The sequence below is a fragment of the Pseudomonas sp. W2I6 genome (assembly GCF_030815935.1).
Taxonomy (GTDB): Bacteria; Pseudomonadota; Gammaproteobacteria; order Pseudomonadales; family Pseudomonadaceae; genus Aquipseudomonas.
Genome location: NZ_JAUSXJ010000001.1, coordinates 2,075,083 through 2,097,333 on the forward strand (window position 1 = coordinate 2,075,083; position 22,251 = coordinate 2,097,333).

The 22,251-nt window shown below is 59.9% G+C and carries 24 protein-coding genes and 1 pseudogene; 13 read left to right on the top strand and 12 right to left on the bottom strand.

Features of this window, described 5'->3' with window-relative positions; translation table 11 throughout:
* The first annotated feature begins 44 nt into the window (after window positions 1-44).
* Complete coding sequence (gene ispC, locus QF039_RS09855; RefSeq protein ID WP_307517753.1) at window positions 45-1,286, top strand: 1-deoxy-D-xylulose-5-phosphate reductoisomerase; 1,242 nt, start codon at window positions 45-47, stop codon at window positions 1,284-1,286.
* Here the strand turns inward: ispC and QF039_RS09860 are convergent, their stop codons facing one another.
* Window positions 1,287-2,234, bottom strand: a complete 948-nt coding sequence (locus tag QF039_RS09860) for a LysR family transcriptional regulator (protein ID WP_003207376.1) — start codon at window positions 2,232-2,234, stop codon at window positions 1,287-1,289. It abuts the gene before it with no gap.
* 254 nt (window positions 2,235-2,488) lie between these two features.
* On the opposite strand from QF039_RS09860, the gene QF039_RS09865 reads away from it, so the two are divergent.
* The 3 genes and pseudogenes from QF039_RS09865 to QF039_RS09875 all read left to right on the top strand — a co-directional run bounded on the left by QF039_RS09865 (window position 2,489) and on the right by QF039_RS09875 (window position 6,753).
* Window positions 2,489-4,621: an FUSC family protein gene (locus tag QF039_RS09865; protein WP_307522945.1), complete on the top strand. Its 2,133-nt coding sequence runs from the start codon at window positions 2,489-2,491 to the stop codon at window positions 4,619-4,621.
* Window positions 4,622-4,694: 73 nt separating this feature from the next.
* Window positions 4,695-5,198, top strand: a complete 504-nt coding sequence (locus QF039_RS09870) for a FadR/GntR family transcriptional regulator (RefSeq protein WP_003207381.1) — start codon at window positions 4,695-4,697, stop codon at window positions 5,196-5,198.
* A 238-nt stretch (window positions 5,199-5,436) separates the two neighbouring features.
* Window positions 5,437-6,753: pseudogene (locus QF039_RS09875) on the top strand (OprD family outer membrane porin).
* Window positions 6,754-6,759: 6 nt separating this feature from the next.
* On the opposite strand, the gene QF039_RS09880 reads toward QF039_RS09875, so the two are convergent.
* Window positions 6,760-7,488, bottom strand: coding sequence for a helix-turn-helix transcriptional regulator (locus tag QF039_RS09880; protein WP_158213527.1), 729 nt, complete (start codon window positions 7,486-7,488; stop codon window positions 6,760-6,762).
* 208 nt (window positions 7,489-7,696) lie between these two features.
* Between QF039_RS09880 and QF039_RS09885 the strand changes: the two genes are divergently transcribed.
* Entirely contained in the window at window positions 7,697-8,602 is a 906-nt protein-coding gene (locus QF039_RS09885) for a LysR family transcriptional regulator (protein WP_003207388.1), read from the top strand.
* A 94-nt stretch (window positions 8,603-8,696) separates the two neighbouring features.
* Window positions 8,697-9,713: a hypothetical protein gene (locus QF039_RS09890; RefSeq protein ID WP_177008590.1), complete on the top strand. Its 1,017-nt coding sequence runs from the start codon at window positions 8,697-8,699 to the stop codon at window positions 9,711-9,713.
* A gap of 261 nt (window positions 9,714-9,974) precedes the next feature.
* Here QF039_RS09890 and QF039_RS09895 read toward each other — a convergent pair whose 3' ends face one another.
* On the bottom strand, window positions 9,975-10,631 hold the full coding sequence (locus QF039_RS09895) for a metalloregulator ArsR/SmtB family transcription factor (RefSeq protein WP_307517760.1): 657 nt from the start codon (window positions 10,629-10,631) through the stop codon (window positions 9,975-9,977).
* A 180-nt stretch (window positions 10,632-10,811) separates the two neighbouring features.
* Between QF039_RS09895 and QF039_RS09900 the strand changes: the two genes are divergently transcribed.
* On the top strand, window positions 10,812-11,870 hold the full coding sequence (locus tag QF039_RS09900) for a YhcG family protein (protein WP_307517762.1): 1,059 nt from the start codon (window positions 10,812-10,814) through the stop codon (window positions 11,868-11,870).
* Between the two features lie 78 nt (window positions 11,871-11,948).
* Window positions 11,949-13,148, top strand: a complete 1,200-nt coding sequence (locus QF039_RS09905) for a lysozyme inhibitor LprI family protein (protein WP_307517763.1) — start codon at window positions 11,949-11,951, stop codon at window positions 13,146-13,148.
* A 4-nt stretch (window positions 13,149-13,152) separates the two neighbouring features.
* Here the strand turns inward: QF039_RS09905 and QF039_RS09910 are convergent, their stop codons facing one another.
* From QF039_RS09910 to QF039_RS09925, 4 genes are all read right to left on the bottom strand, one after another.
* Window positions 13,153-13,473, bottom strand: coding sequence for a hypothetical protein (locus QF039_RS09910; protein ID WP_307517765.1), 321 nt, complete (start codon window positions 13,471-13,473; stop codon window positions 13,153-13,155).
* Between the two features lie 66 nt (window positions 13,474-13,539).
* A complete protein-coding gene (locus tag QF039_RS33715; RefSeq protein WP_177045051.1) occupies window positions 13,540-13,716 on the bottom strand; it encodes a KGG domain-containing protein in 177 nt (58 codons plus the stop codon).
* Between the two features lie 104 nt (window positions 13,717-13,820).
* The gene (locus QF039_RS09920) at window positions 13,821-14,297 is read right to left on the bottom strand and encodes a hemerythrin domain-containing protein (protein WP_008435010.1); all 477 of its coding nucleotides are present in this window, start codon (window positions 14,295-14,297) and stop codon (window positions 13,821-13,823) included.
* 190 nt (window positions 14,298-14,487) lie between these two features.
* On the bottom strand, window positions 14,488-15,045 hold the full coding sequence (locus QF039_RS09925; protein ID WP_008435011.1) for an ATP-dependent Clp protease proteolytic subunit: 558 nt from the start codon (window positions 15,043-15,045) through the stop codon (window positions 14,488-14,490).
* 156 nt (window positions 15,046-15,201) lie between these two features.
* Between QF039_RS09925 and QF039_RS09930 the strand changes: the two genes are divergently transcribed.
* On the top strand, window positions 15,202-15,423 hold the full coding sequence (locus tag QF039_RS09930) for a PLD nuclease N-terminal domain-containing protein (RefSeq protein WP_003207401.1): 222 nt from the start codon (window positions 15,202-15,204) through the stop codon (window positions 15,421-15,423).
* Between the two features lie 54 nt (window positions 15,424-15,477).
* Here the strand turns inward: QF039_RS09930 and QF039_RS09935 are convergent, their stop codons facing one another.
* Both QF039_RS09935 and QF039_RS09940 read right to left on the bottom strand, forming a co-directional pair.
* Window positions 15,478-16,038, bottom strand: a complete 561-nt coding sequence (locus tag QF039_RS09935; protein WP_003207402.1) for a type 1 glutamine amidotransferase domain-containing protein — start codon at window positions 16,036-16,038, stop codon at window positions 15,478-15,480.
* Window positions 16,039-16,067: 29 nt separating this feature from the next.
* Window positions 16,068-16,571, bottom strand: coding sequence for a DUF4142 domain-containing protein (locus tag QF039_RS09940; protein ID WP_003207404.1), 504 nt, complete (start codon window positions 16,569-16,571; stop codon window positions 16,068-16,070).
* A 197-nt stretch (window positions 16,572-16,768) separates the two neighbouring features.
* Between QF039_RS09940 and QF039_RS09945 the strand changes: the two genes are divergently transcribed.
* The 3 genes from QF039_RS09945 to QF039_RS09955 are packed head-to-tail and all read left to right on the top strand — an operon-like array spanning window position 16,769 to window position 18,198.
* Entirely contained in the window at window positions 16,769-16,993 is a 225-nt protein-coding gene (locus QF039_RS09945) for a hypothetical protein (protein ID WP_307517771.1), read from the top strand.
* Window positions 16,994-17,008: 15 nt separating this feature from the next.
* On the top strand, window positions 17,009-17,440 hold the full coding sequence (locus QF039_RS09950; RefSeq protein ID WP_003207407.1) for a hypothetical protein: 432 nt from the start codon (window positions 17,009-17,011) through the stop codon (window positions 17,438-17,440).
* Complete coding sequence (locus QF039_RS09955; protein WP_307517774.1) at window positions 17,440-18,198, top strand: DUF72 domain-containing protein; 759 nt, start codon at window positions 17,440-17,442, stop codon at window positions 18,196-18,198. The genes QF039_RS09950 and QF039_RS09955 overlap by 1 nt, the downstream gene beginning before the upstream one ends.
* Here the strand turns inward: QF039_RS09955 and QF039_RS09960 are convergent.
* The 3 genes from QF039_RS09960 to QF039_RS09970 form a co-directional block, all read right to left on the bottom strand.
* Window positions 18,156-18,944, bottom strand: a complete 789-nt coding sequence (locus tag QF039_RS09960) for a DeoR/GlpR family DNA-binding transcription regulator (RefSeq protein WP_102368864.1) — start codon at window positions 18,942-18,944, stop codon at window positions 18,156-18,158. The two genes, QF039_RS09955 and QF039_RS09960, sit on opposite strands and share 43 nt — an antisense overlap.
* Window positions 18,945-19,343: 399 nt before the next feature.
* Window positions 19,344-20,285 carry an alpha/beta hydrolase gene (locus tag QF039_RS09965; protein WP_177039895.1) on the bottom strand — a complete coding sequence of 314 codons (942 nt, stop codon included), beginning with the start codon at window positions 20,283-20,285 and terminating at the stop codon, window positions 19,344-19,346.
* Window positions 20,286-20,383: 98 nt separating this feature from the next.
* On the bottom strand, window positions 20,384-21,271 hold the full coding sequence (locus tag QF039_RS09970; RefSeq protein WP_307517780.1) for a LysR family transcriptional regulator: 888 nt from the start codon (window positions 21,269-21,271) through the stop codon (window positions 20,384-20,386).
* Between the two features lie 131 nt (window positions 21,272-21,402).
* Between QF039_RS09970 and QF039_RS09975 the strand changes: the two genes are divergently transcribed.
* Window positions 21,403-22,248, top strand: coding sequence for an SDR family NAD(P)-dependent oxidoreductase (locus QF039_RS09975; protein ID WP_307517782.1), 846 nt, complete (start codon window positions 21,403-21,405; stop codon window positions 22,246-22,248).
* Window positions 22,249-22,251: the final 3 nt, after the last annotated feature.

Here is a 22,251-nt window from a genome sequence, read left to right on the forward strand (position 1 = left end):
TTGGTTAATGGCGGCTGTTTTCTCTACGTCAGGCTCATTACGTCATGTCGCTTATTCCGCGCAAAAAAGTCATTCGCCAGGTGATCGCCACCCGTCAACGCTTGCAAGCCATCAGCGTGCTGGGCGCTACCGGTTCGGTGGGCGTCAACGTATTGGACGTTATCGCGCGTCACCCCGAGCGCTATAAAGTCTTCGCCCTCAGCGGGTTCACCCAACTGGAGCTGTTGAAAAAACAATGCTTGTTGTACCGTCCGGACTACGCCGTGGTGCCCACGCCGCAAGCCGTGGCGACGCTGCAGAAGCAACTGTTGGAGGAGGGCTCTCAGACTCAGGTAGTGGGCGGCGAAAGCGGTCTGAAATTCGTCGCCGGTCACCGGGATGTGGACACGGTGGTGGCCGCTATCGTCGGTGCGGCGGGCTTGAATGCAACGATGGCCGCCGTCGAGGCCGGCAAGAAAATCCTCCTGGCCAACAAAGAGGCACTGGTGATGTCCGGTGCGTTGTTCATGCAGGCGGTGCGCAGCAGTGGGGCGGTGCTGTTACCGCTGGACAGCGAGCACAACGCAATCTTTCAGTGCCTGCCGTCCCATGCTCAACACGGCCTGGCCCACGCGGGCGTGCGGCGCATTCTGTTGACTGGCTCCGGCGGGCCGTTTCGCCAAACGCCGATGGCGCAACTGCACAACGTAACGCCGGACCAAGCCTGCGCTCACCCGAAATGGTCCATGGGCCGCAAGATTTCGGTGGACTCGGCAACCCTGATGAACAAGGGACTCGAACTGATCGAGGCCTGTTGGTTATTCGGCGCCAGGCCGTCCCAGGTCGAGGTAGTGATCCATCCGCAAAGCGTCGTCCATTCGCTGGTGGATTACGTCGACGGCTCAATGCTCGCGCAGTTGGGGAACCCGGACATGCGCACGCCCATCAGCCATGCCCTGGCCTGGCCGCAACGGATCGATTCAGGGGTTGAACCACTGGATTTGTTCAAGGTGGCCCGGCTGGATTTCGAAGTACCGGACGAGAAGCGCTTTCCTTGCCTGGCCCTGGCGCGCGAGGTGGCGGATGTGGGCGGCACGGCACCGGCGTCGCTCAATGCGGCCAATGAAGTCGCGGTGCAGGCCTTTCTGGACGGACGCATCGGCTTCATGCAGATCGCCGAGTGCATCCGGCATGTGCTGGACAAGGAGCCGGTGGTGGCGGTGACGGACCTGTATGGCGTCATGGAGGCCGACGCCAGTGCCCGCCGGTGGGCACTCGGATGGCTGAATCAGCACTATCAGCGATGATCAGCCGTAGCTGACCCGGTCGCGAATCTTCAGCACAGCCTTATGGTCGGCCAGCACTTCCGGGAGTGAACTGCGCAGGTACTCCACCCAGGTTTTGATTTTTGCATCCAAGTAGTGCCGGGAAGGGTAGATGGCGTACAGGCTCAGTTCTTCCAGGCGGTACTCGGGCAGGACTCGCACCAGAGTGCCGCTGCGCAGCCCCTTGATTGCCGCATGCACCGGCAGGATGCCCACGCCCATGTCGTTGCTGATGGCGGTCTTCATGGCGTCGACCGAGTCCACCAGGAACGGCGAGCTGCTGATGGTGACGCTCTCCTGGCCACGGGGGCCGTCGAACGTCCAGTCTTCCAGCGGGATCACCGGGCTGACCAGCCGCAGGCAGGCGTGGCTGAGCAGGTCTTGCGGCGTTTGCGCGGCACCATGGTTTTTTATGTAGGACGGTGAGGCGCAGACGATGCTGTAGGTCGTGCCCAGTTTCTGTGAAACGTGGCTGGAATCGGGCAGGTCAATGGCCAACACAATCGACACGTCGAACCCTTCGTTGACCAGGTTCGGCGTGCGGTTGCTCATGCTCAGGTTGAACGTCACGTCGGGGTAGTTCTTGCGGTAGCGTGCGATGGCGTCCACCACGTAGTGCTGGCCGATGCCTGTCATCGAGTGCACTTTCAACTGGCCGGTAGGGCGTGTGTGGGCGTCGCCGGCTTCCAGCTCCGCTTCCTCGACGGAGCGCAGGATTTGCTCGCAACGCAACAGGTAGCGTTTGCCGGATTCGGTCAGTGCGGTACGGCGTGTGGTGCGGTTGAACAGGCGGGTTCGCAGGTGGGTTTCAAGGTTGGAAATGGAGCGCGAAATATGGGTGGTGTTGCTATTCAACTGCACTGCCGCGCCAGTAAAACTGCCGACTTCGGCAACGCAGCGGAAGATGCGCATGTTCTGCAGGATGTCCATCGATGCTCTCCAGGTGGAACGTTTTTTAGTGTGGCATGAACTCATCCACGGCTGTAAACGCTATTTATTGTGGATTTTTACGTAACAGTCATTCACGTTTCTGATGACTTACCGGGGCGCATAGAAGCCCCTAGAGTCGCCGCCCCATTTCCCGTCAGCCGGAAGGTCGCGTGCCTCGACTCACTGTTCGTCGTTTCAATATCGCCGGTAGAGCGGGCCGCTGGCTGGTGTCGCTGCCCTGGCGCCGGGGCTTCATGGAGTGGGCCCGCAGCGATGGGGTGATGTGGATCTACCTGGGCAAGGTATTGATCGCCTCGTACCTGACCCTGTGGCTGGCGATGCGCCTGGAACTGCCACAACCGAGCACCGCGATCACCACTGTGTTTATCGTGATGCAGCCCCACAGCGGGCACGTCCTCGCCAAGAGTATCTATCGCTTCATCGGCACGTTGGTGGGCTCATCGTTCATGGTGCTGTTGATGGCTCTGTTTGCCCAGAGCACCGAGCTGTTTCTCGCGGGCCTGGCATTGTGGGTGGGGTTGTGTTCCGGTGGTGCCGCGCGCAATCGCAACTTCCGCGCCTATGGATTTGTGCTCGCCGGCTACACGGCGGTGATGGTTGGGCTTCCCGTGGTGGGCCATCCGCAGCAGGTATTCATGGCGGCCGTCTGGCGAGTGCTGGAGATCACCTTGGGGATCGTCTGCGCGACGCTGATCAGCGCCACCGTATTGCCTAAAACCTCCAGCGTGGCGATGCGCAACACGTTGTACCAACGCTTTGGCCGCTTTGCCGGATTTGTGCGGCAGCGCCTGCGTGATACCGGTGACCAGGCGGCCTTCGAGAGCGCCAACCTGGGGTTTATCGCCGAGGCCGTTGGCCTGGAAGTAATGCGCAGCGTCAGCGTGTTCGAAGACCCTTACATGCGCCAGCGCAATGGGCGAATCAACCGCCTCAACAGCGAGTTCATGGCGATCACCACGCGTTTCAACGCGCTGCATCAACTGCTTGAACGGGTTCGCCTGCGCGGTGGCGTGGAGGTGGTCCAGGCCGTCGATCCGGGGTTGATCGCGTTGGCCGAGCTGCTCAAACCCTTCGCCGGGCACCCATTGACGGACCGTGACGCGGCCGTGCTGTCCACCGAACTGAAAGTCTACAAAGCCGGCTTGCCAGACCGGGTCCGGCGCCTGCGTGCGGCGTTGCAACATACCGCTCCCGTAGCCGATGACCTGCTGGACTTTCACACCGCGTATGAACTGCTCTACCGCTTTGTCGACGAGCTGCACAGCTACGCCCAGACGCATGCGTCCCTCGCCGATCACAACCATGTGCGAGAGCAATGGAACGAACCGTTTCAACCTCGGACCAACTGGCTGGCGACCCTTGCGGCCGGGTTGCGCGCCGCGGTGGTGTTACTGGTGCTCAGTACGTTGTGGATTGCCACCAGTTGGCCCAGCGGCGCGGCCATGACCCTGGTGTCGGCGCTGACCGTAGGCCTGTCGGCGTTCTCTGCCAACCCCAGGCGCATGTCGTTTCAAATCGCCTGCGGTACGCTACTGGCAGCGGTGATTGGCATTTTCGAAGTGTTTTTCGTGTACCCGATGATCGACGGTTTTCCGTTGCTGTGCGTGGTCATGGCGCCGGTGATCGTACTGGGTTCGTTCTGGCTGGCGAGGCCGCAATTGGCCGGCTATGGCCTGGGCATGCTGGTGTTTTTCGGCACCAGCTCAGTGCCTGCCAACCTGACGCTGTACAACCCCTACGGGCTGATCAATGACTATCTCGCCATGGTGTTTGGCATGTTGGTGTGCGCCGCGGCGGGGGCGATTATCCTGCCACCCAACAGCCCTTGGCTGTGGCGCCGGCTGGAACAGGATCTGCGCCGCCAGGTGGTGGTTGCCATCAGCGCGCCGTTGCCGGCGCTGGGCTCCGGTTTCGAAAGCGGCACCCGCGACCTGCTCAACCAGGCCTATAACTTTGCGGCGGGCAGGGCATCGGTGCAGCATCGCCTGCTGCGCTGGACGTTCGTGGTACTGGACGTGGGGCACGCGATCATCGAGTTGCGCCGCGAGCAGGCCCGGTTGCCGGCGCAGGCCTGTTACGCCGAGAGCATGCCCTGGCGCCTCGCCATCCGGGCAATGGGTCGCGCACTGGTGCGGTTGTTCGTCAAGCCTGGGCCCGGTTATTTGCAGCGCGCGCTGGAGGCTGTCGAGCACGCCATTGAGTGCGTGCAACAGACCGATGAGCCATTCGCCGGGAACTTTGAGACTTCAGCCCTGAGACGGGTGGAAAGCTACCTGCACTTCATCCGCACCTCGCTGCTCGACCCGCAATCGCCGCTGGTCCACTACAACCAGCGGGGAGAAAAAGTGGCGCAATCGAGCGACTAGTTGGCGGGCCGGAAGGAGTCTGGGTGAGCATCAATCTCCATACTCGAGGGGCATGATCTTTCAGGAGTGGCCCATGTACGCCGGTCTTTGCAATCACGCCTGGGTCGCCTCGATCATCGATGGCATTCGTGAACAACGTAGCGCGATCCGCGACCACCTGGAGGCCCAGTACCTGCTGGAAGTCGAAACCGCCCGACTCGCTGCGCGCCGTCGCACCCTGGAGGATATCCGCCGGTTGTGGCACGCCCTGGCGCGGCGTGGCGAATATAACCTCGGGGATCAACTCGACGATTTCGTCGACCGCGACCAGGCCTTGCACGGTGCGGTGGCCGTGGCTTCCCACAACGTGGTCTTGCAGTCGATGTACCGCGCATTCAGCTCTTCGTTCCACAGCCAGTATCTGGCGATTTTTGCCGACAACGAGTTGTATGAGCCGGGGCTTGAAGCCCATGCGCAAGTCGTCCAGGCGATTATCTTTGGCGATGAAGACGCGGCAGTCGAGGCGGTACGCGCGATGTTCGATCCCATGCTGGAAAAGCTCCGCTGGCTGTCGGAGCGAGACGGCACTGCAGCGTGAGTCGTTGTACTCGCAGTTGACTTAAGACCCTCGTGGAAAGCCCGTTCCAGACGCCTGCGCGTCGTCCTCATTGTTACAAAAACTGGAAAAGTGAATGCCCGTTTTGGCGGCTGTTTTCACAACCGCCAGGCCTATATCGTGCGCGCCTCCCGTCGAATGAAAACACTGCAACACACAATAAAAAACGGCTGCCATCACTGGGTCGACGGGACAGTCGTGTTCACTGTTCGGAGCCTTCATGAACCACAAGACTTACCTGGCCCTGGCCGTTTCTTTCGGCGTTGTACAGCAGGCGGCTGCATCGGGTTTTATCGACGACAGTAAAGCGACCCTGGACCTGCGCAACTTCTATCTCAACCAGGACACGCGCAATGCCAAGGGGGCCTCGGACCGGGAATGGGGCCAGGCCTTCATGTTCAATTATCAGTCCGGTTTCACCGAGGGGGTGGTGGGCCTGGGGTTGGATCTGCAAGAGCTGTACGGCGTACGGCTGGATGCGTCAGGGCGTGCCGGCAAGGTGGGGGAGGACAACACACCCGGTAGCGTCTTCCCGCTGTCTGATGGCAAGGCTGCCAATGATTTCAGCAAGACCGGGGTCACCGGCAAAGTGCGCATCTCCCAGACCCAACTGAAAGTGGGCACGCTGATGCCCCGGGTGCCGGTACTGATGTATGAAGACGGCCGGTTGTTGCCCCAGACTTTTCGTGGCTACCAGGTGGACTCCAAGGACCTGAAAGACTTCAACCTCGTCGCCGGCAAAATCGAGCAGGTGCTTGACCGTAACTCCAGCAACGGCTAGGGCTTGTCCATCGCTGGCGCAAACGATCCGGTCAAGGGCACGTCCAGCAATCAGTTTTACTACGGTGGTGTGGATTACGCCGTAAGCAAGCAGATGCAGTTGCAGTATTACTACGCGAATCTTGAAAACTTTTACCAGCAACACTTCTTCGGCCTGGTGCACAACTGGCAGTTGCCGGTGGGCCAGTTCAAGAGTGACCTGCGCTACTTCCACAGTACCTCGGACGGTAAGAACTCCAGTGCGGCGGGGCGTGCCGAGGGCTACGTCAGCTCGGGTTACTACGGGCCGGGCGTCAACAATGGCAAGGTCGACAATAACCTGTGGAGTGCCTTGTTTACTTATTCGCTGCAAGGCCATTCGGTGAGCCTGGGGTATCAGAAAACCACGGGCGAAAGTGACTTCCCCCATATCAACCAGGGGCAGGGCCGCTCGGTGTATTTGATCACCAACTCCCAGTCGTTGAAGTTCGTCAACGCCGGGGAACAGGCCACGGTGGCCAGCTATGCCTATGATTTTGCGAACCTGGGCGTGGCGGGGCTGAAGACCAGCGTCACCTACATACATGGCAGCCACATCCGCACGGCAGGTCGTGACAATACCGAGTGGGAGCGGGACGTGCGGGTTGACTATGTGATTCCTGCCGGCACCTTCAAGGGGATTGGGTTCATGTGGCGTGGTGCGGTGCTGCGGGGTAATGACAGCGCTGACAAAGACGAAGCCCGGTTGATGGTCAGCTACAGCATTCCCTTGCTGTAGGCCGGCTCAACGCTGGGCGAAATACCTGGCCGGGCTGCAACCGAACACCGAGCGGAACACGGCGATAAAGCTGCTGGAGCTTTCGTAGCCAATCGCGGCGGCGGTGCTGCTGACGCTTTCCCCCGCCGCGAGGTTTTCCAGGGCCACCATCATCCGCAAGCGTTGGCGCCAGGCGCCGAAGCCCATGCGGGTCTGGGCAGCAAACAGCCGCTCCAGGGTGCGTGCACTGGCGCCTACCTCGAAGGCGATTTCCTTGAGCGGCCGAGTGTCGTTGGGGTTTTGCTTGATCAGGTTGGCGGCGCGCACCGCGCGTTTATCCGAGGGTTCAGGCAGGTAAAAGGCGTCTTGCTCAAGCAATGCCAGGTGGTCCAGCAGCACGGTGCCCAGGCGGCTTTCGCGGCTGTGCTCGGGGTACTCGCCTGGCAGTTGCGCGCAGGCCAGGATCAGCTCGCGCACCAGCGTCCCGACATTTAACACTGCGCAGCGGGCCCACGGTGGAATGCTGGCCGCGCCCTGACGCACATATACGGTACGCATCGACACCTGACGCGAATGCTTGAAGGTGTGGCTGACACCTGGCGGAATCCAGAGCGCCCGCTGCGGTGGCAGAACCCAGATGCCTTCGGCCGTCAGTACCGTCATCGAACCTTTGATGGCGTACATGATTTGCGCGTGTTCCGGGTGAACGTGAGGTTCACGCAAGCCGGGCAAATACTCCCGGACCAAACCTTGCACGGGGGCCGCGCCAAACTTAATCGATGGGTGTTCAAGCATGGCGCGATCCCGATATTTTCTAGATAAGGAGGGATTTTGTGCCAGATCAAAAGGGCTGTAAAGCCGCAGTTTGGCCTACCGAAAAACCGTCGGATTGGCTAGGGCGCTTGGGTTTGCGGTTGGGTACTGTCGATGCTTTTGGCGTGCGCCCTTCAAGGAAACCTCACCGATGTCCATCGGAAAAAACTTCGCCGGCGTCATCGCCTTCATGAAAGTCGCGGCCAGCGAAAGCTTCAGCGAGGCAGCACGCGACCTGGGCATTTCAGTGCCTTCGGTGAGTCGCAGCATTACCCGCCTGGAAACCCAACTGGCGATCAAGCTGCTGGAACGCACGACCCACAGCGTAGCGGTCACGCAGGAAGGGCGCCGGTTTTTTCAAGAGTGCCTGCCCAGTGTCGAGCATCTGTTGCGCACGACCGAAGCGCTGAAACACGCTACCCAGTCGCCGTCCGGCGTAGTGCGCGTAAGCTCTACCGTGGGTTTTGGGCGCAAGTGCATTGCGCCGCTGTTGCCTGGGTTCTGTAAGTCCCACCCGGACATCACCCTCGAATTTGATCTGAATGATCGCCATGTGGATTTCGCCGAAGGTCGCGTGGATGTCGCGATTCGCAACGGGCGGCTGGAGGACGCCGATGTGATCGCCAGGCAACTGGCGCCGATGAGTTTCGTCACCTGCGCCGCGCCTGAGTACCTGCACTCAGCCGGCTACCCGCAGACCCTGGAAGACCTTGCGGCGCACAAGACTATCGCCTTTCGCCTGGCGCAGTCGGGCAAGCCGCATGTGTGGGAGTTTGAAGTCGACGGGCAGTTCATACGGCTGCCGTTGCCTTACAGCCAGTTGTTCAATGACCCGGAGCTAGTGGCGCTCGCGGCCGTAGCCGGCGGTGGTGTGGCACAGCTGGCCGGCTATCAGGCGCAGCACTGGATCGCGCAACAGCGTTTGATCGTTTTGCTGCCGGGTTATGCGGCGCAGGCGCGGGGCAGGGGGCATTACATCTGCTATCGGCAGCGCGACAAGATACCGCTGCGAGTCAAGCTGTTCGTCGACTACATGGTGCAAGCCTTCCAGGCATGACCATTGGGTAAAAGGCTTTTGCCTGGGTGCCTAATTGTCGCGGGTGGCGATGGCTGGGCACTATCCGGGTGATATTTATCACCGGGAAATCAATATGTTAAGCAAAGCTATCAAACCCTGGCTGGAATGGCTGTGGCTGCTGCCGTTCGCCGCGGCGCTGTATTATCCGTGGGCGCTGGCGTGGAGTAACCAGGCGCATGTGGCAGGCGCCGGCACCCCGGTCGTCCTGGCGCTGATCCTGAGTGCCTATGCGGTGCCGCTGTTGGCGTTTGCCTGTGTGTATGTCACCGGTGTTCAACCGGTCATGAGCGCACGCCTGGTCCTGGCGCGACGCTTGTCGTGCCTGGCGGTGGCTGCGCCTCCTGCGTACACGCTTATGGGCGTCTTGCTGTACCTGATGAAAATCGAGGGCCACGACATCGCGGTATGGAGCGGGCTGTGGCTGGCGCTGGCGGGCTTTTTTGCGATGGTGTCGTCAACGGGCCCGAGCATCAGCTTGGTGACCTTGGACAAGACCTATATCAAGCTGCGTGTCGCCCACGGCATCGCCTCGGTGGCGATCCTGTTGGTGTTTCTCGCGCCGCACCTGTTCAACCACCTCCTGGGTGTACTGGGTACCGATGTGCATAAGTCGGTGATGGACGTGCTGCGACGGGTGTATCGCAATGGCTGGCTGGAGCCGGTGATCATTGTCACGTTTTTCTTTCAGATTCTCAGCGGGCTGGTGTTGATTCGCCCGAAGACCGTCACGCGTGCCGACCTGCTGGACGCGTTACAAACCGCCTCCGGCGCCTATCTCTCGCTGTTTATCGCGTCCCATATCAACTCGGTGTTTACCCTGGCGCGTTACTTCGGCACCGACACCGATTACGCCTGGGCCGTGGCCGAGCCCGTAGGGTTATTGGCGGATCCATGGAGCATTCGGCTGCTGCCGCATTACTCGCTGGCGGTGTTCCTGCTGATTGGGCATCTGGGTTGTGGTTTGCGAGGTGTATTGCGTAATCACAATGTCAGCGAGTCACGCAGTTCGCTGTTGACCTGGCTGGTGATCGGCATGGGCGCCATAGTCACGATCATCATTACCAGCGGCATGCTGGGGGTCAGGGTTTAGGCTGTTTACGGCACCGTAAAAAGTATTGGCTTGTGTAATTCAAAGCGCTCAACGTATTATCCAAGATCTCTCTTGGTTATATGATTGGTGGGCATTGCGCCACTACACCGGAATCTGTCCTTCCTGCAATGGGCTTGAGTACGGCGTGAGGCTTAGGCTGCGATGGACTGCGCAGCGGTCGTGAATCCTGAACCGTTGGTGTATCCGGGACACTGCGGCGCTGGAATTGCGGTTGCTGCGCAGCCCATCGCAGCCTCTTTCTTACAGGCGGCGGGGCTGGATGCTGTAGGCGCAGCGCCGGTCCCCGGAAATCAAATGCTCGCGCCGCTCCACCACATTCTCATCGCCCAGGGCTGCCTGGAAGATCTGCAGTTCCGAGCGGCAGAACCCCTGGCATTTACGGGCGGCGACGCAGATCGGGCAGTGGTTCTCCACCAGCAGCCAGCCATCGTCCAGCGGCTCCATCTGCGCCATGTACCCGGCGCGTTCGCGAATCTGTACCAGGATCTCGACTTTCTCCCGCAAGGTCGACGCGGCGGAGCAGGCCTGGGTGTATTCGTGCCTGGCCGTCGTTTCCATGCTGGCGATGACTTTTTCCACGCCTTCGCTGCCAAAAATTCCTTCAATGGACTCGATCAGGTGCAACGTCAGTACGCTGTGGGAATCGGGGAATTTGCTTTGGGCGGTTTCGGTCAATGTCCACTTCAACGAGGGCCGGCCGGCACCCGAGATGGGGGCCGATACACCGACGATCAACTGCGCGACCTGCAACTTCTGGATTTGCTGGCGGGCGGCTTCGGAGGTGATTTCCAGCAGTGCAGCCAGGTCCGTGGTTTTCAGCGGACCACGGGTCTTGAGCAGGAACAGGATGCGGTCCCCGGTGGATGCCTGGCTGTCGTCGGTGGGTGTGGCGTTCATAGATCGGGAATAACCATGGAAGTGACCGGCTCATTTGACCACAGCACGCATGTTGAGGCACCCCTTGATGCGCCTGAAGGTACGGTTCCAGTTGATTTGTATCGAAAGCATTCTGCTGGCCCATTCCGGATTGTCCCCTCGCTACCATCGACCGCCTGCCCAACCCACGAGGGAAAAGGAATGAGTGAGACCCCCGATAGCCTGAACACACCACCCGAGGGATACAGCGACTGGCTGACTGATCTCAAGAGTCGAATCCACTGCGCCCAGCAACGTGCCACCCTGGCGGTAAACCGCGAGTTGGTGTTGCTGTATTGGCAAATCGGCCAGGATATTCTGACCCGGCAGGCACGGCAGGGCTGGGGGACCAAGGTGATTGAGCGGCTGGCGCAGGATTTGCGTTCAGCGTTTCCGGAGATGAAAGGTTTTTCGCCGCGTAACCTGAAGTACATGCGTGCATTTGCGGAGGCGTGGCCGGATTCCGAATTTGTGCAACAGGCTGCTGCACAATTGCCTTGGGGCCATAATCTGGTGTTGCTGGACAGGTTGCCCGGCCCCGAAACCCGTCGCTGGTACATTGCACAGGCCATCGAACACAACTGGTCGCGCAACATCCTGGTGATGCAAATCGAAGGTCGCCTGCTGGAACGCAGCGGCAACGCGGTCAGCAACTTTGACGGACTGCTGCCCAAGGCGCAATCCGACCTGGCTCGCGAATCACTTAAAGATCCTTACCGTTTCGACTTCCTGGGCCTGTCCCTTGACGCGCAGGAGCGTGAAATCGAAAACGCCCTGGTCAAACATGTCACCGATTTTCTGCTGGAGCTGGGCGCCGGTTTTGCCTTCGTGGGACGGCAAGTATTGCTGGACGTAGGGGGCGAGGAGTTTTTCGTCGACCTGCTGTTTTATCACCTCAAGCTGAGGTGCTACGTGGTCATCGAACTCAAGGCCGGCAAATTCAAACCCGACCATCTGGGGCAGCTGGGCTTTTACCTCGCGGCGGTAGATGCCCAGCTCAAGCACCCACAGGACAGCCCCACCATCGGCCTGCTGCTGTGCAAGAGCAAGAACGAAGTAGTGGCCGAATACGCCCTGCGTGACAGCTCGCGCCCCATTGGTGTTGCCGAGTATCAACTGGTGGAATCATTGCCTGCAGAGCTGCAAACCAGCTTGCCGAGCATCGAACAGATTGAGCGTGAGCTGGCAAGTGATCGCCCTTCCATGGCGAGTGCTTTGTAGGACAGTGCCGACAGACTGGACATTGGCAATCGCGTCGGCACAATAAGCGCCTTGAAAGGAACTCACCCTAGGAAAGCCATGGCCCGCCGTATTCATTCTGCCTATCCAATGTTGTTGCTCACTGGCGTGCTGATGGGTGCGTGGATGCCTGCCAGTGGCGCGTCCTTCGATTGTAAAAAGGCCTCCACCACGGTGGAAAAGTCCATTTGCGCCAGCCCTGAATTAAGCGAACTCGACACTACGCTGGGCCTGTACTACAGCCAGGCAATGGCCAAACTGGCACCCGACCAGCGCGACGAATTGCGCCGTGGCCAGCGCACGTGGTTGCAGACTCGCAACGCGTGTGCCGGTACCCCGGAACAATTGCCCGGCTGCCTGCAATCCCAACTGAGCCAGAGAGTGGTCGAGGTGGGAACCATCACCCACAAAGACACCGCAGCCCTTGACGCAATCATTGCCAGTATTCCGTACCATCCGGCCCAGGCAGTTGAAGGGCTTCGGCGCTACCCGATGAACGATCTGGCCGCCGCCTGGCTGGTCTACCTGCAGCGTTTTGAACCTGACAGTGGCGTGACGGAGAATGAGGCCGAGGAGAATCGCAAGCAGGTTCTCATAGCACTCAAGGAAGACAGTTTTCCCTGGTCGATCTGGCAGGACCTGCAGAATGATCCTGCTGTCAGCCGTGACCGGGTGATGTTGACCTTGCTGCGCATGATGATCGAGCGCCAACAGTATGAGATGTACGCCGACCAACGCCCGTATGTGCACTGTTTCGTTTTCAGCCGGCAGGGTGAGGTCGCGTATGAGTCGTTCGGGTCGTTGTACGGCTCCACCCGCGACAGCTTTGCGCCGATTTGTGCCCCTCAGGGTGATCTGTTTGCACAGCCGGCCTGGAAGCGGCTGGACGATTCGTTTACCGAGCCTTTGTCCACTGCATCGCAGAACGAAGGCACCATCCGCTTTGCCAGCTACGCCGACTGGAACACGCTTTCCCTCAAGGCCACCGCGTCGCCTCGGCTGTTTCTCCAGCCAGGCACCGCAGCGCAGGCCCAGGACCCGGAATCAGCCCTGCGCAACTGGGGCGCGGATAAACAGTGGCCTGCCAGGCAACGCCAGCAAGCGCTGGCCGCCATTGAGCCCGCACGGCAAGCGACGAGTGACTGGCTGCAACGCGAGCGCGGCTTCTCTGCTGCTGATGCCAGGCAAGCAGCCCGGGAAATCGTTCGGCAGTGGATGAACCTGCGCCTGGACTTTATCGGCGGCCCCAGCGAGAACTAATCGGTCAACTGCCCGATTCTGGCACGGCCTTTTTGCCGGTCTTGGTACCGGGATGCTGGGTCGAGTTGCCTTTATGGCGCGTGCTCTTCACGGTTTTAGACGGTGCAGGTGCTTTCGTTTCAGCGTCCTTGTTGCCACTGCTGTCAGCCCCGGACGGGCTGCTGGGATAGGTGCCTGGCGGCAGTGCCGAGCCTGGCACGCTGTTGCCGCTCAAGGCAGGCGTCTCGGGTGCGGTGTTGTCGCCGAAGGCCGCGTAGGCGGGTGCATACAGTACGAGCGCCAGGCTGGCGACAAGTACGATCCTTTGGGAAATGCTGGTCTTCATGACTCAATCCCTCTTGGCGATGGGGACCGAAGCCCGGAGCACATCCAGGCTTCGGCGACGCCTCAATCAAGACTTCTTGGAGCCTGGGGCGTGGCTATGAGCCCCGCCTTTTTTGCCCGCTTCAGAAGCCTTCTCGCGGTCATTGGCGAAGTTGCCGCCTGAACCCTGGCCGCCGCTTTTACGGTTTGGGTCTTTCTGGTCTTTGTGACCAGCACCTGGGGTAGTTTTTCCACTATTAGCCATTTTGAAAACCCTCAATGATGAGCGAATCAATGGTGTTGCCTAATTGGGAATCCTCCAGCCAATTCAAAGTTTGAAATAGTTTCCAGGCATGCGACGAATGGACATCAAGCCGCCATTGGCTTCGCGCCGGGTGCTTTCTTGTGCGCGGCTTTCATCGCTTCCATCTCCGCGCCCAGCTCTTCCAGCAAGGCCTTGCCCAACAGCTTCCTGGCCTGTGGGAACATCTCGCTTTCCTCTTCCTCGATATGGTGCTCCAACAGTTCCTTGACGACTTTCACCCGGCCGGAAAACTCGGTGGTGGAGGGCGAAGTCTGCTTCAGGTCCGGAAGGACGAGGGAGTCGACAGTGCGATGTTCTTCCTTGGCCTCGTGGTACATGATTTCCTGATCCTTGCCGCCGGCCTTGCGAAAAGCCGGGTAGAGGATTTCTTCCTCAAGGCGGGTGTGGAGGCTGATTTCCATTTCCAGCTTGGCCAGGAGCTCAGTGCGCTTCTTTACGCCGCGCTCGGTCGATTCACTGAGTTGGTTCAGGATGGCTTTGACGCGTTCGTGGTCGGCCTTGAGAAGATCAATGGCATTCATGGGTGACACCTCACGGGTAGCGAAAGGGCGGGTCGAATTGCCCGCCTGTGCAGACCTCTACAGCATGAGTTGTACCAAGTTGAACAAAATATTTATCTGCTTATAAAACAATAGGTTATGTGTGATAAAAAGCGGCTCTGGTCGTGCAGGTTGCACGGTCGAGTGGTGGCTTGCATGCATTAAACAATGCCTAGCCGCCGCTGACTTTCCAGTGCTTGATGTCGTCGGCAAACACGATCTGCTCGACCTCATGGGCAATCCCGTAGGCCAGTGACTCGTGGGCGGCGATGACTTTTTCCTCGGCCGAGAGGCACTTGAAAATATCCAGGTGGGTTTCGGCGCTGGCGGTTTCCAGTTCGTAGATTTTCACGTAGCGCGCCAGGTCGTTGTCCAGGCTCGACAGGTATTCCCGCAGGCGCTGGTGGTCTACCGAGTTCTGGTTGAAGTACCAGTTCATCGGATGAATCAGGAAGCGCGAGTGTGGCGTGGTGATCCGGCGGTTTGCCGCCAGGAACATGATGATGCCCATGGACTCGATATTGCCCGCATTGATCGCACACAACGGCACCGGCAGGGACTTGAGGAAGGTGTAGAGGGTAAAACCGAAATTGGTGCTGCCGCCGGTGGTCGACAGGTTCAACAGCAACGAACTGGCGCCTTGATCGATCGCGTCCAGGCAGCAATCACGAAAGCGCTCGGTAGTGCCCTGATCGATCTGGCAGTGAAAGTGGATGATGTGCTCGGTCATCCCGGGCCTCCAAGGGGTAAAAGGTAGTGTCCGTTTGAGTCTAGAAGGTTACGGCCCGTGTGCCGCAACCGTTGGGCGAGAGCCATCCGTTGCAATTTTAATGAACCCTCGGGCGCGTTGCTTGACCTAACGCATACGACCTCAGGAGGATGAATCATGCAAATCGAATATGTCTGGATTGGCTTGGCGGTGATTCTGGTGCTGCTGGAACTGTGGGCGATCAACAGCGTTCTGCGCAGTGGCAGTGGCTGGGAGACCAAGGGTTTATGGCTGGTGGTACTGATCTTCATGCCGCTGTTGGGGCTGATCCTCTGGGCGCTGTTTGGACCCAAGGGTGTGAACCGGGCGACACATGCCACTGAGCATGGCAAAGGCTAAGACAGAATCGAAAAAAAACAGGCGCCCGAGGGCGCCTGTTTGCATTGGCGGGCGTCAGGCCGCCAGTGTCTTGGCAATGGCCTCATTGAACGCCGGCAAATCGTCGGGCGTGCGCGAGGTTATCAGGGTCCAGCCATTGGCCGGGCATTCCTTCACCTGCGTATCCACCCAGTTTGCTGCGCCGGCATTGACCAGGTCAGTGCGCACGCTTTTGTAGGAGGTGAGGGTCTTGCCGCCGATCACGCCGGCATCAATCAGGGCCCAAGGGCCATGGCAGATGGCGGCTACGGTTTTCCCGGCCTTGACGAAGTCGTTGATCAGCCGCAGTGCATCGGCGTCCTGGCGCAGGGTGTCGGCATTGACGGTGCCCCCGGGGATGACCAGTGCATCGAAGTCACTGCCGTGCAGGTCCGAGAGCTTGGCGTCGGACTCTACCGTCCTGTCTTTCTCGGTGTCCTTGAGAAAGGTCTGGGTGCTGCCACCTTTGCTGGAACCGTGGGTCACCGTGGCGCCGAAACCACGCAGGGCTTCCAGCGGCTTGAGCAACTCGTCGCGCTCGATACCGGTGTTGGAGGTGATGATCAGAATCTTCTTGCCGTGCAGTTGCGAACTCATGGTCGAGTGTCTCCTGAGTGGGTCAATGATTAATTGGCGTGCTGGGACTGCAACTCCTTGGCCATCTTCAGATGGGTTTCGAGAGTCGGCAGGGTCTTCTCGGCAAAAGCCTTCAGTTCGGCGTTATCCGAGGAGGCGGCTTCTTTTTTGAACAGGGCCACGGTGTCTTCGTGGGCCTTTACCTGGTTGTCGGCGTAAGCCTTGTCAAAGGACTCTTCACGGATTTCCAGGATCATTTTCTTGGCCTTGTCGGTGAGGCTGGCATCGTCGGGCACCTTGATGTCGAGCTTCGTCGCCAGGGCCGTCAGCTCCTGGTTGGCCTTGGTGTGGTCGGTGATCATGTGCTGGGCAAACGCCTTGATATCAGCGGCACCGCTCTTTTCCAGCGCCAGTTTGCCGGCTTCTACTTCGGTGATGCCGCCCTGGGCTGCGGCGTCAACGAAGTCATTGGAAGTGGCGGCCATGGCCACACCCATCGAGCCCGCGGCCAGCGCGAAGGTCAGTCCCATTTGTTTCATCAGCAAGTGCTTCATGATGCTTCTCCTGAAGAGTGGCGCGATGCCGTTACCTGACTGTTGAGGGGGGGCCAGCGCAAAAGGTTTAAATTAATTTGCCCTATTTTTCGGTGCATGCACCCGAGGCAATTTCCTTGAACTATCGAAAAACCTTGGGCTCTGCTGCATAACGGCTCCGCGCTGGAGCCTGACCTTTTAACCGCAGGAGAATCCCCATGGGCACTGAAAAAACCGCCGACAAAACCCCTGATGCGATCAGCTCTGAACAGGCGCAAAAAGGTCGCCAGGCTGCCGATCAGGGCAGTTCTTTACAGCGTCCCAATCCCAAGACAGAAACCGTCGATAAGGTGATCACGCCGACGTCCATCAAGGACACACAACGGCAAACCGAGCAGATCAACGAGCAAGCCGCCAAGGCCGAGCGCAAGCTGGGTCAGTGAAGAACGGAGGCAGTCATGGGGCGATCCATCAGCGCCGGGGAACTGGGTATTGAGCTCAAGCCCGGTGATGACAACGCACTGTTCAAGTGGTTTGTCGCCAGCTTCCTGATGGGCAAGCGCATTCAGGCGCAGATCGCGGCGCAGGCCTATCAGGTGATTGTGGTGAAGCATGGCCGGGACACCCCGCGCAAACTGCAACACTGCACCTCTCGCGAACTGGTGGCCATGCTCGGTGAGGCGCATTACGTGCGTTACGACGAAAGCACCGCGCAACGCCTGCTCGACCTCAGCAGCAAGTTGAATGCGGAGTACGCGGGCAGGATCAGCCATATCCACGATGCCAGTGCCGACCGTGGGGAGTTTGAAAAACGCTTGAATGCGTTCGAGGGCGTCGGGCCGAAGACGGTGGAGATTTTCATGAGGGATGCGGCGTCGGTGTTGTTCTGATGCCGATTTTTCTCGGTTGTGCCGGTTGGATCCTGCCTCGTGAGCAATGGCCAAGATTTCCCCGGCAGGGCACTCATCTGCAACGTTATGCCGCGTGCTTGAATGCGGTTGAAATCAACAGCTCCTTCTACCGCCCCCATCGCCCGCAGACCTACGAACGATGGGCGCAGTCAGTGCCGTCGGGCTTTGGTTTTTCGGTCAAGCTGCCACGGCACATCACCCATGAATTACGTCTGCGTGACTGCGATACGGCATTGGATGAGTTCCTTGCACAGTGCCTGCAATTGGGCGACCGCCTGGGCTGCCTGCTGGTGCAATTGCCGCCTTCTTTAAGCTACGACCCGATCATTGCCGGCGGCTTTTTCACAGCCTTGCGTCAACGCTTCGCTGGCCCTGTGGTGCTTGAGCCGCGGCACGCCAGCTGGGTGCAGGCCGACAGGCTTTTGCAGGATTACCAGATAGGACGGGTCGCCGCCGACCCGCCGGTGATCGCTGATGGGGATGCACCGAAAGGCTGGCAAGGTGTGCGCTATTGGCGCCTGCATGGTTCGCCGCGTATCTATCACAGCGCTTACGAAACCGAGCGTTTGTGCGCGCTGGCCGAGGTATTGAGAGCCTCCCTGGAGGAGGGCATTCCGACTTGGTGTATTTTCGATAATACGGCCAGCGGTCATGCGCTGGTCGATGCGCTTGCCCTTCAAGCGACGCTCGCCCCTCAGGCATCCACTTGCATCACCTCCAGCCCCAGGCATTCATAAGCCTCGACGCTGCCCGGCGGCACGTGCCACTCGGTAATCAGGGTATGAATGCGGCTGCACGGTGCCACTACGAATGGCTCCACGGCGCCCAGCTTGTCGGCCAGGGTGACGGCCACCACGTGGGAGGCGCTGTCGAGCATAGCCTGTTTTACCGCCACTTCCTCGAAGTGCAACGAGCTGATACCGACCTGTGGATGCAGTGCGCACACACCCGTGAACAGCAGGTCGGCCTTGATGCCCTGGATCAGCCGCAATGCTTCATGCCCGCTGGCGGCCATGGTCACCGGGTTGAGTTGGCCACCGGCAAGGATCACCGTCACATTGGGATGTTCGGACAACGCGATGGCAATCATCGGTGAGTGCGTGACGGCGGTCAGCTTGATGGAATGCGGTAGTGACTGGGCGATTTGCAGGGTGGTAGTACCGGAGTCGAACAGCACGATCTGGCCGTCCTCCACGCGATCGGCGGCGAGTTGTGCCAGGTGGCGTTTGGTCGCGGTGGTTTCGCCAAACCGGGTGAAGAAATCCTTGCCGGTGTCCTTGGGCCGTGGCAGCGCACCTCCATGCACGCGTTGCAGCAGACCGGCGGAGGCGAGTTCGCCAAGGTCGCGGCGAATGGTGTCCTGGGAAACGGCGAAATGCTCCACCAACTCCGAGGCAGTGACTTTACCGTCGCGCTCCAGCAGCAACAGGATTTTCTGTTTGCGCAGGGAGGGCAGGTCGATGGCAGCATGGCTGTTATGCATGTTTTTGCTCGTTGATGCGTGTTTATGCGAGATTAATCAGCATTAGGCGCAAACGCAATGGGTTGGGGTGTCGGTGATGCCCTGCCGAGTGAGCTGAGCACCATGGAAAAACCACACCCGGTCCGGTACCAAATCCCATGGTTTCGATTCGCGAGGTGATGCAGGAGATTTTGCTGCCGCCAAGCTTTCCAACAGGGCATTACTGAGCAAAAAAATCGTAAAAAAGTAAAAAGAGTTGTCCACGAAAACCGTGGGTATCTCTGTGGATAACTTCGCTTGAGCCCGGCGGGTATGGCGATTTAACCTGCGGTTAATATTTGATCAGTCACTGTTTATGGCCAGCATGGGCAGGCTTTGCGCCTTGACAGGCACCGGCGAAACCGGTGCCGAAATGCAGATTTACGAGTCGTTTGGGCGCCCGGTGGAGGGCCCGGCAACCTGAGTGGCGCGCTTCGATTGCATCAGGCTGTCCAACGCCTGGCGATAACTGCTGCCGGCCAGTCGCATGCTGTCGTTATGAGTGGCACCGGGTACCAGCAACAGGTGTTTCGGCTGTTGGGCGGCGTCAAACAGTTGCTGGCTGAAGCGCGGTGGCACGAAGGCATCGGCGAGCCCGTGAACCACCAGCAGCGGCATGTGGATATCAGCGATCTTGTCAATGGAATCGAACTTCTGCGACAGCAGCCAGCGCACCGGCAATGACGTATTGGCTACCGCCGTGGCCACATCTGCCAGGGAGGTAAAGGTGGACTCGATGACCAGTCCGCGCACTGGCGGCGGCACATGATCATCCGCTGCTTGCTTGCCCAGTTCCGCCGCGAGGTCGATGGCCACCGCGCCACCCAGGGAGTGCCCGTAGATGAGGCGCTTGGCGGGGTCGGGTTGCAGCACCTGGAAGCGTTCCCAGGCAATGCGCGCGTCTTCGTACACGCTGGTTTCCGACGGCAGGTCGCCTCGACTCTGGCCGAAGCCGCGGTAGTCGATGGCCAGTACGGAAAAGCCCAGGGCCCGCAGCTGTTCGATGCGAAACAGTTGGCCAGTGAGGTTCCAGCGCACGCCGTGCAGGTAGAGAATTGCCGGCGCGTCCTTCTGTGCCGCTGGCCACCACCAGCCATGAATATTCTGCCCTGCCTTGAAACTCGCGGGTTTCAGGTCGAATTCCTGCACATCACGCGGCAACCCGCTGTACCAGCTGGCAGTGCCCGGCTCCACGCGAAACAGCAACTCGCGTTCCTTGTGTTGCAGCACGGCGCAACCCACGGGCAGGCCGATGATCAGGGCGGCCATGCACAGCAGGGGAAACCAGCGCAGGCCGAGACGGGACAGAAAACGTGAAGACATGAAGGTTCCAGGACACAGGCGAAGCACGGGTTTTAACAGATGCCCTGGCCGCGCAGGAAATATTCAGACGGTCGTCACCGGACATTGCTTGCAAAGTATTACATCGCCTCGTCCAGCAGAGAAAAGAAGTGCCCGGCCAAGGGGGAAGAATTGCTGGTGTTCCAGTTTAGGTAGAGCCCGATGCTGGAGGACGCGGCGGTGAGGGGCACAAACGCCACTTTGTCACGGGGCATCGAACGGGCAATGGACTGCGGCACCAGCGCCACACCAAACCCGCACGCCACCAGGCCAATCAGGGTGGGTAATTGATCGGCTTCCTGGACCACCCTTGGAGAGAAGCCCGCGGCCTCGCATAAAGCGATCAACTGGTGGTGATAGCCACTGCCCAATGCCTGGGGCGTGAACACAAAATCGGCGCCGGCAAAGTCCTTCAGCTCGATAGCGGCGTCATCCGCATTCGGATGGTCTGCGGGCAGCGCCAGCAGGATCGGTTCATCCAGCAGCAGCCGGGATTCGATGTTATCTGCCTGGCCTGGCAGGTAGCGCAAAAAAGCGATATCGGTATCACCACTCAACAAGGCCTTGGCCTGGTTGGCAGAGGGCATTTCCTTGATCACCAACTGAACCCTGGGGAACGCCAGGCGAAACTGCCTGAGGGTATCCAGCAACCACGGATAGCCGGTGATCGACACCGAGGTGATGGTGAGTGTGCCGGCGGTTCCCTGGGACACCTGCCGGGCTTGCTCAATGCCTTGCTGCAATTGCCCGAGGACGGTGTAGGCCGTCTGAAGAAACGCCGCCCCGGCTGGCAGCAGCTTCACGCCACGACGGTCACGCTGCAGCAGGGCAAACCCCAACTTTGCCTCCAGGCGATTGATCGCCTGGCTCAACGCTGGCTGCGCCATATGCAGGCGCTCCGCGGCCTGGTGAAAGTGCAGCGCTTCGGCAACGGCAACGAACTGGCGCAACAGGCGGGTTTCGATCATCTGGGCTGTTCCTTCAGGTAGATGGCGGTGTGGGGCTTGATACGGCGCAGGTATCAATATCGCTGTTTCTCAGTATTAAACAGGACGGCCACGGGTTGTTAGGGTGGAGTGCCTATCAGGAGAACGCGACGATGGACTTTACAGGTAAAACCGCAATCGTGACCGGTGCGGCTCGTGGCTTGGGGTTCAGCTATGCGCGCGAGTTGGCGCGACTCGGCGCGCAGGTGGTAATCAGTGATATCGGTGCCGACACCCTCGGCGATGGGGCTGATCCCCAGGTGGTACAGGCGGCCGCGCTGGCGCTGCAGGGTGAAGGCCTGCGGGTGGTTGGCCACGCGGGTGACCTGTCCGGCGAAGCGGGGTGTCGAGCGCTGATCGAGTGCGCCATCACGCATTTCGGGCAGCTCGATATCCTGATCCACAATGCTGGCTGGGTCGGCTATCAGCCCATCGAGGCCGCCGACGAGGCTTTCATCCGGCGGGCCATGGACGTCAATGTCTATGCACCGATCTGGCTGTGCAAACACGCGTGGCAGCACCTCACGCGATCTGCCGCACCCCGTATTGTGCTGACCACCTCCGACCGTGCGATGTACACGCGCTACGTCCAGCCGGGCCTGGCGGCCTACAGCGCGGGGAAGATGGCGCAACTGGGGATCATGAATGCCTTGAGCGGGGAAGGGGCGGAGGCCGGGATCCTGGTCAATGCCATTTCACCCGTGGCCAAGACCCGCATGTGGGGCGTGACCGGCGAGCCGTACAACCTCAAGCCGGAATGGGTCACGCCTGGGGTGATCTTCCTGGCTTCGGCAGCGTGCCAGGACAGCGGCTATATCCTGCGTGCCAGCAACGGCCAGTTCACCGCCACGCGGTTCGCGGAAAATCCGGGGGTCGAGTATCCGGTTGACCTGGCGCGGGTCAACGCCTCGGACGCTGCGCAAGTCGCCGCGTCATGGCAAGCCATCAAGGACTGTTGACGG

Excerpts from the sequence above, each read along its gene's own strand:
- ispC (WP_307517753.1), top strand. The coding sequence starts at position 45 with ATGTCGCTTATTCCGCGCAAAAAAGTCATTCGCCAGGTGATCGCCACC.
- QF039_RS09860 (WP_003207376.1), bottom strand. The coding sequence starts at position 2,234 with ATGGACATCCTGCAGAACATGCGCATCTTCCGCTGCGTTGCCGAAGTC.
- QF039_RS09865 (WP_307522945.1), top strand. The coding sequence starts at position 2,489 with ATGGAGTGGGCCCGCAGCGATGGGGTGATGTGGATCTACCTGGGCAAG.
- QF039_RS09870 (WP_003207381.1), top strand. The coding sequence starts at position 4,695 with ATGTACGCCGGTCTTTGCAATCACGCCTGGGTCGCCTCGATCATCGAT.
- QF039_RS09885 (WP_003207388.1), top strand. The coding sequence starts at position 7,697 with ATGTCCATCGGAAAAAACTTCGCCGGCGTCATCGCCTTCATGAAAGTC.
- QF039_RS09890 (WP_177008590.1), top strand. The coding sequence starts at position 8,697 with ATGTTAAGCAAAGCTATCAAACCCTGGCTGGAATGGCTGTGGCTGCTG.
- QF039_RS09895 (WP_307517760.1), bottom strand. The coding sequence starts at position 10,631 with ATGAACGCCACACCCACCGACGACAGCCAGGCATCCACCGGGGACCGC.
- QF039_RS09900 (WP_307517762.1), top strand. The coding sequence starts at position 10,812 with ATGAGTGAGACCCCCGATAGCCTGAACACACCACCCGAGGGATACAGC.
- QF039_RS09905 (WP_307517763.1), top strand. The coding sequence starts at position 11,949 with ATGGCCCGCCGTATTCATTCTGCCTATCCAATGTTGTTGCTCACTGGC.
- QF039_RS09910 (WP_307517765.1), bottom strand. The coding sequence starts at position 13,473 with ATGAAGACCAGCATTTCCCAAAGGATCGTACTTGTCGCCAGCCTGGCG.
- QF039_RS33715 (WP_177045051.1), bottom strand. The coding sequence starts at position 13,716 with ATGGCTAATAGTGGAAAAACTACCCCAGGTGCTGGTCACAAAGACCAG.
- QF039_RS09920 (WP_008435010.1), bottom strand. The coding sequence starts at position 14,297 with ATGAATGCCATTGATCTTCTCAAGGCCGACCACGAACGCGTCAAAGCC.
- QF039_RS09925 (WP_008435011.1), bottom strand. The coding sequence starts at position 15,045 with ATGACCGAGCACATCATCCACTTTCACTGCCAGATCGATCAGGGCACT.
- QF039_RS09930 (WP_003207401.1), top strand. The coding sequence starts at position 15,202 with ATGCAAATCGAATATGTCTGGATTGGCTTGGCGGTGATTCTGGTGCTG.
- QF039_RS09935 (WP_003207402.1), bottom strand. The coding sequence starts at position 16,038 with ATGAGTTCGCAACTGCACGGCAAGAAGATTCTGATCATCACCTCCAAC.
- QF039_RS09940 (WP_003207404.1), bottom strand. The coding sequence starts at position 16,571 with ATGAAGCACTTGCTGATGAAACAAATGGGACTGACCTTCGCGCTGGCC.
- QF039_RS09945 (WP_307517771.1), top strand. The coding sequence starts at position 16,769 with ATGGGCACTGAAAAAACCGCCGACAAAACCCCTGATGCGATCAGCTCT.
- QF039_RS09950 (WP_003207407.1), top strand. The coding sequence starts at position 17,009 with ATGGGGCGATCCATCAGCGCCGGGGAACTGGGTATTGAGCTCAAGCCC.
- QF039_RS09955 (WP_307517774.1), top strand. The coding sequence starts at position 17,440 with ATGCCGATTTTTCTCGGTTGTGCCGGTTGGATCCTGCCTCGTGAGCAA.
- QF039_RS09960 (WP_102368864.1), bottom strand. The coding sequence starts at position 18,944 with ATGCATAACAGCCATGCTGCCATCGACCTGCCCTCCCTGCGCAAACAG.
- QF039_RS09965 (WP_177039895.1), bottom strand. The coding sequence starts at position 20,285 with ATGTCTTCACGTTTTCTGTCCCGTCTCGGCCTGCGCTGGTTTCCCCTG.
- QF039_RS09970 (WP_307517780.1), bottom strand. The coding sequence starts at position 21,271 with ATGATCGAAACCCGCCTGTTGCGCCAGTTCGTTGCCGTTGCCGAAGCG.
- QF039_RS09975 (WP_307517782.1), top strand. The coding sequence starts at position 21,403 with ATGGACTTTACAGGTAAAACCGCAATCGTGACCGGTGCGGCTCGTGGC.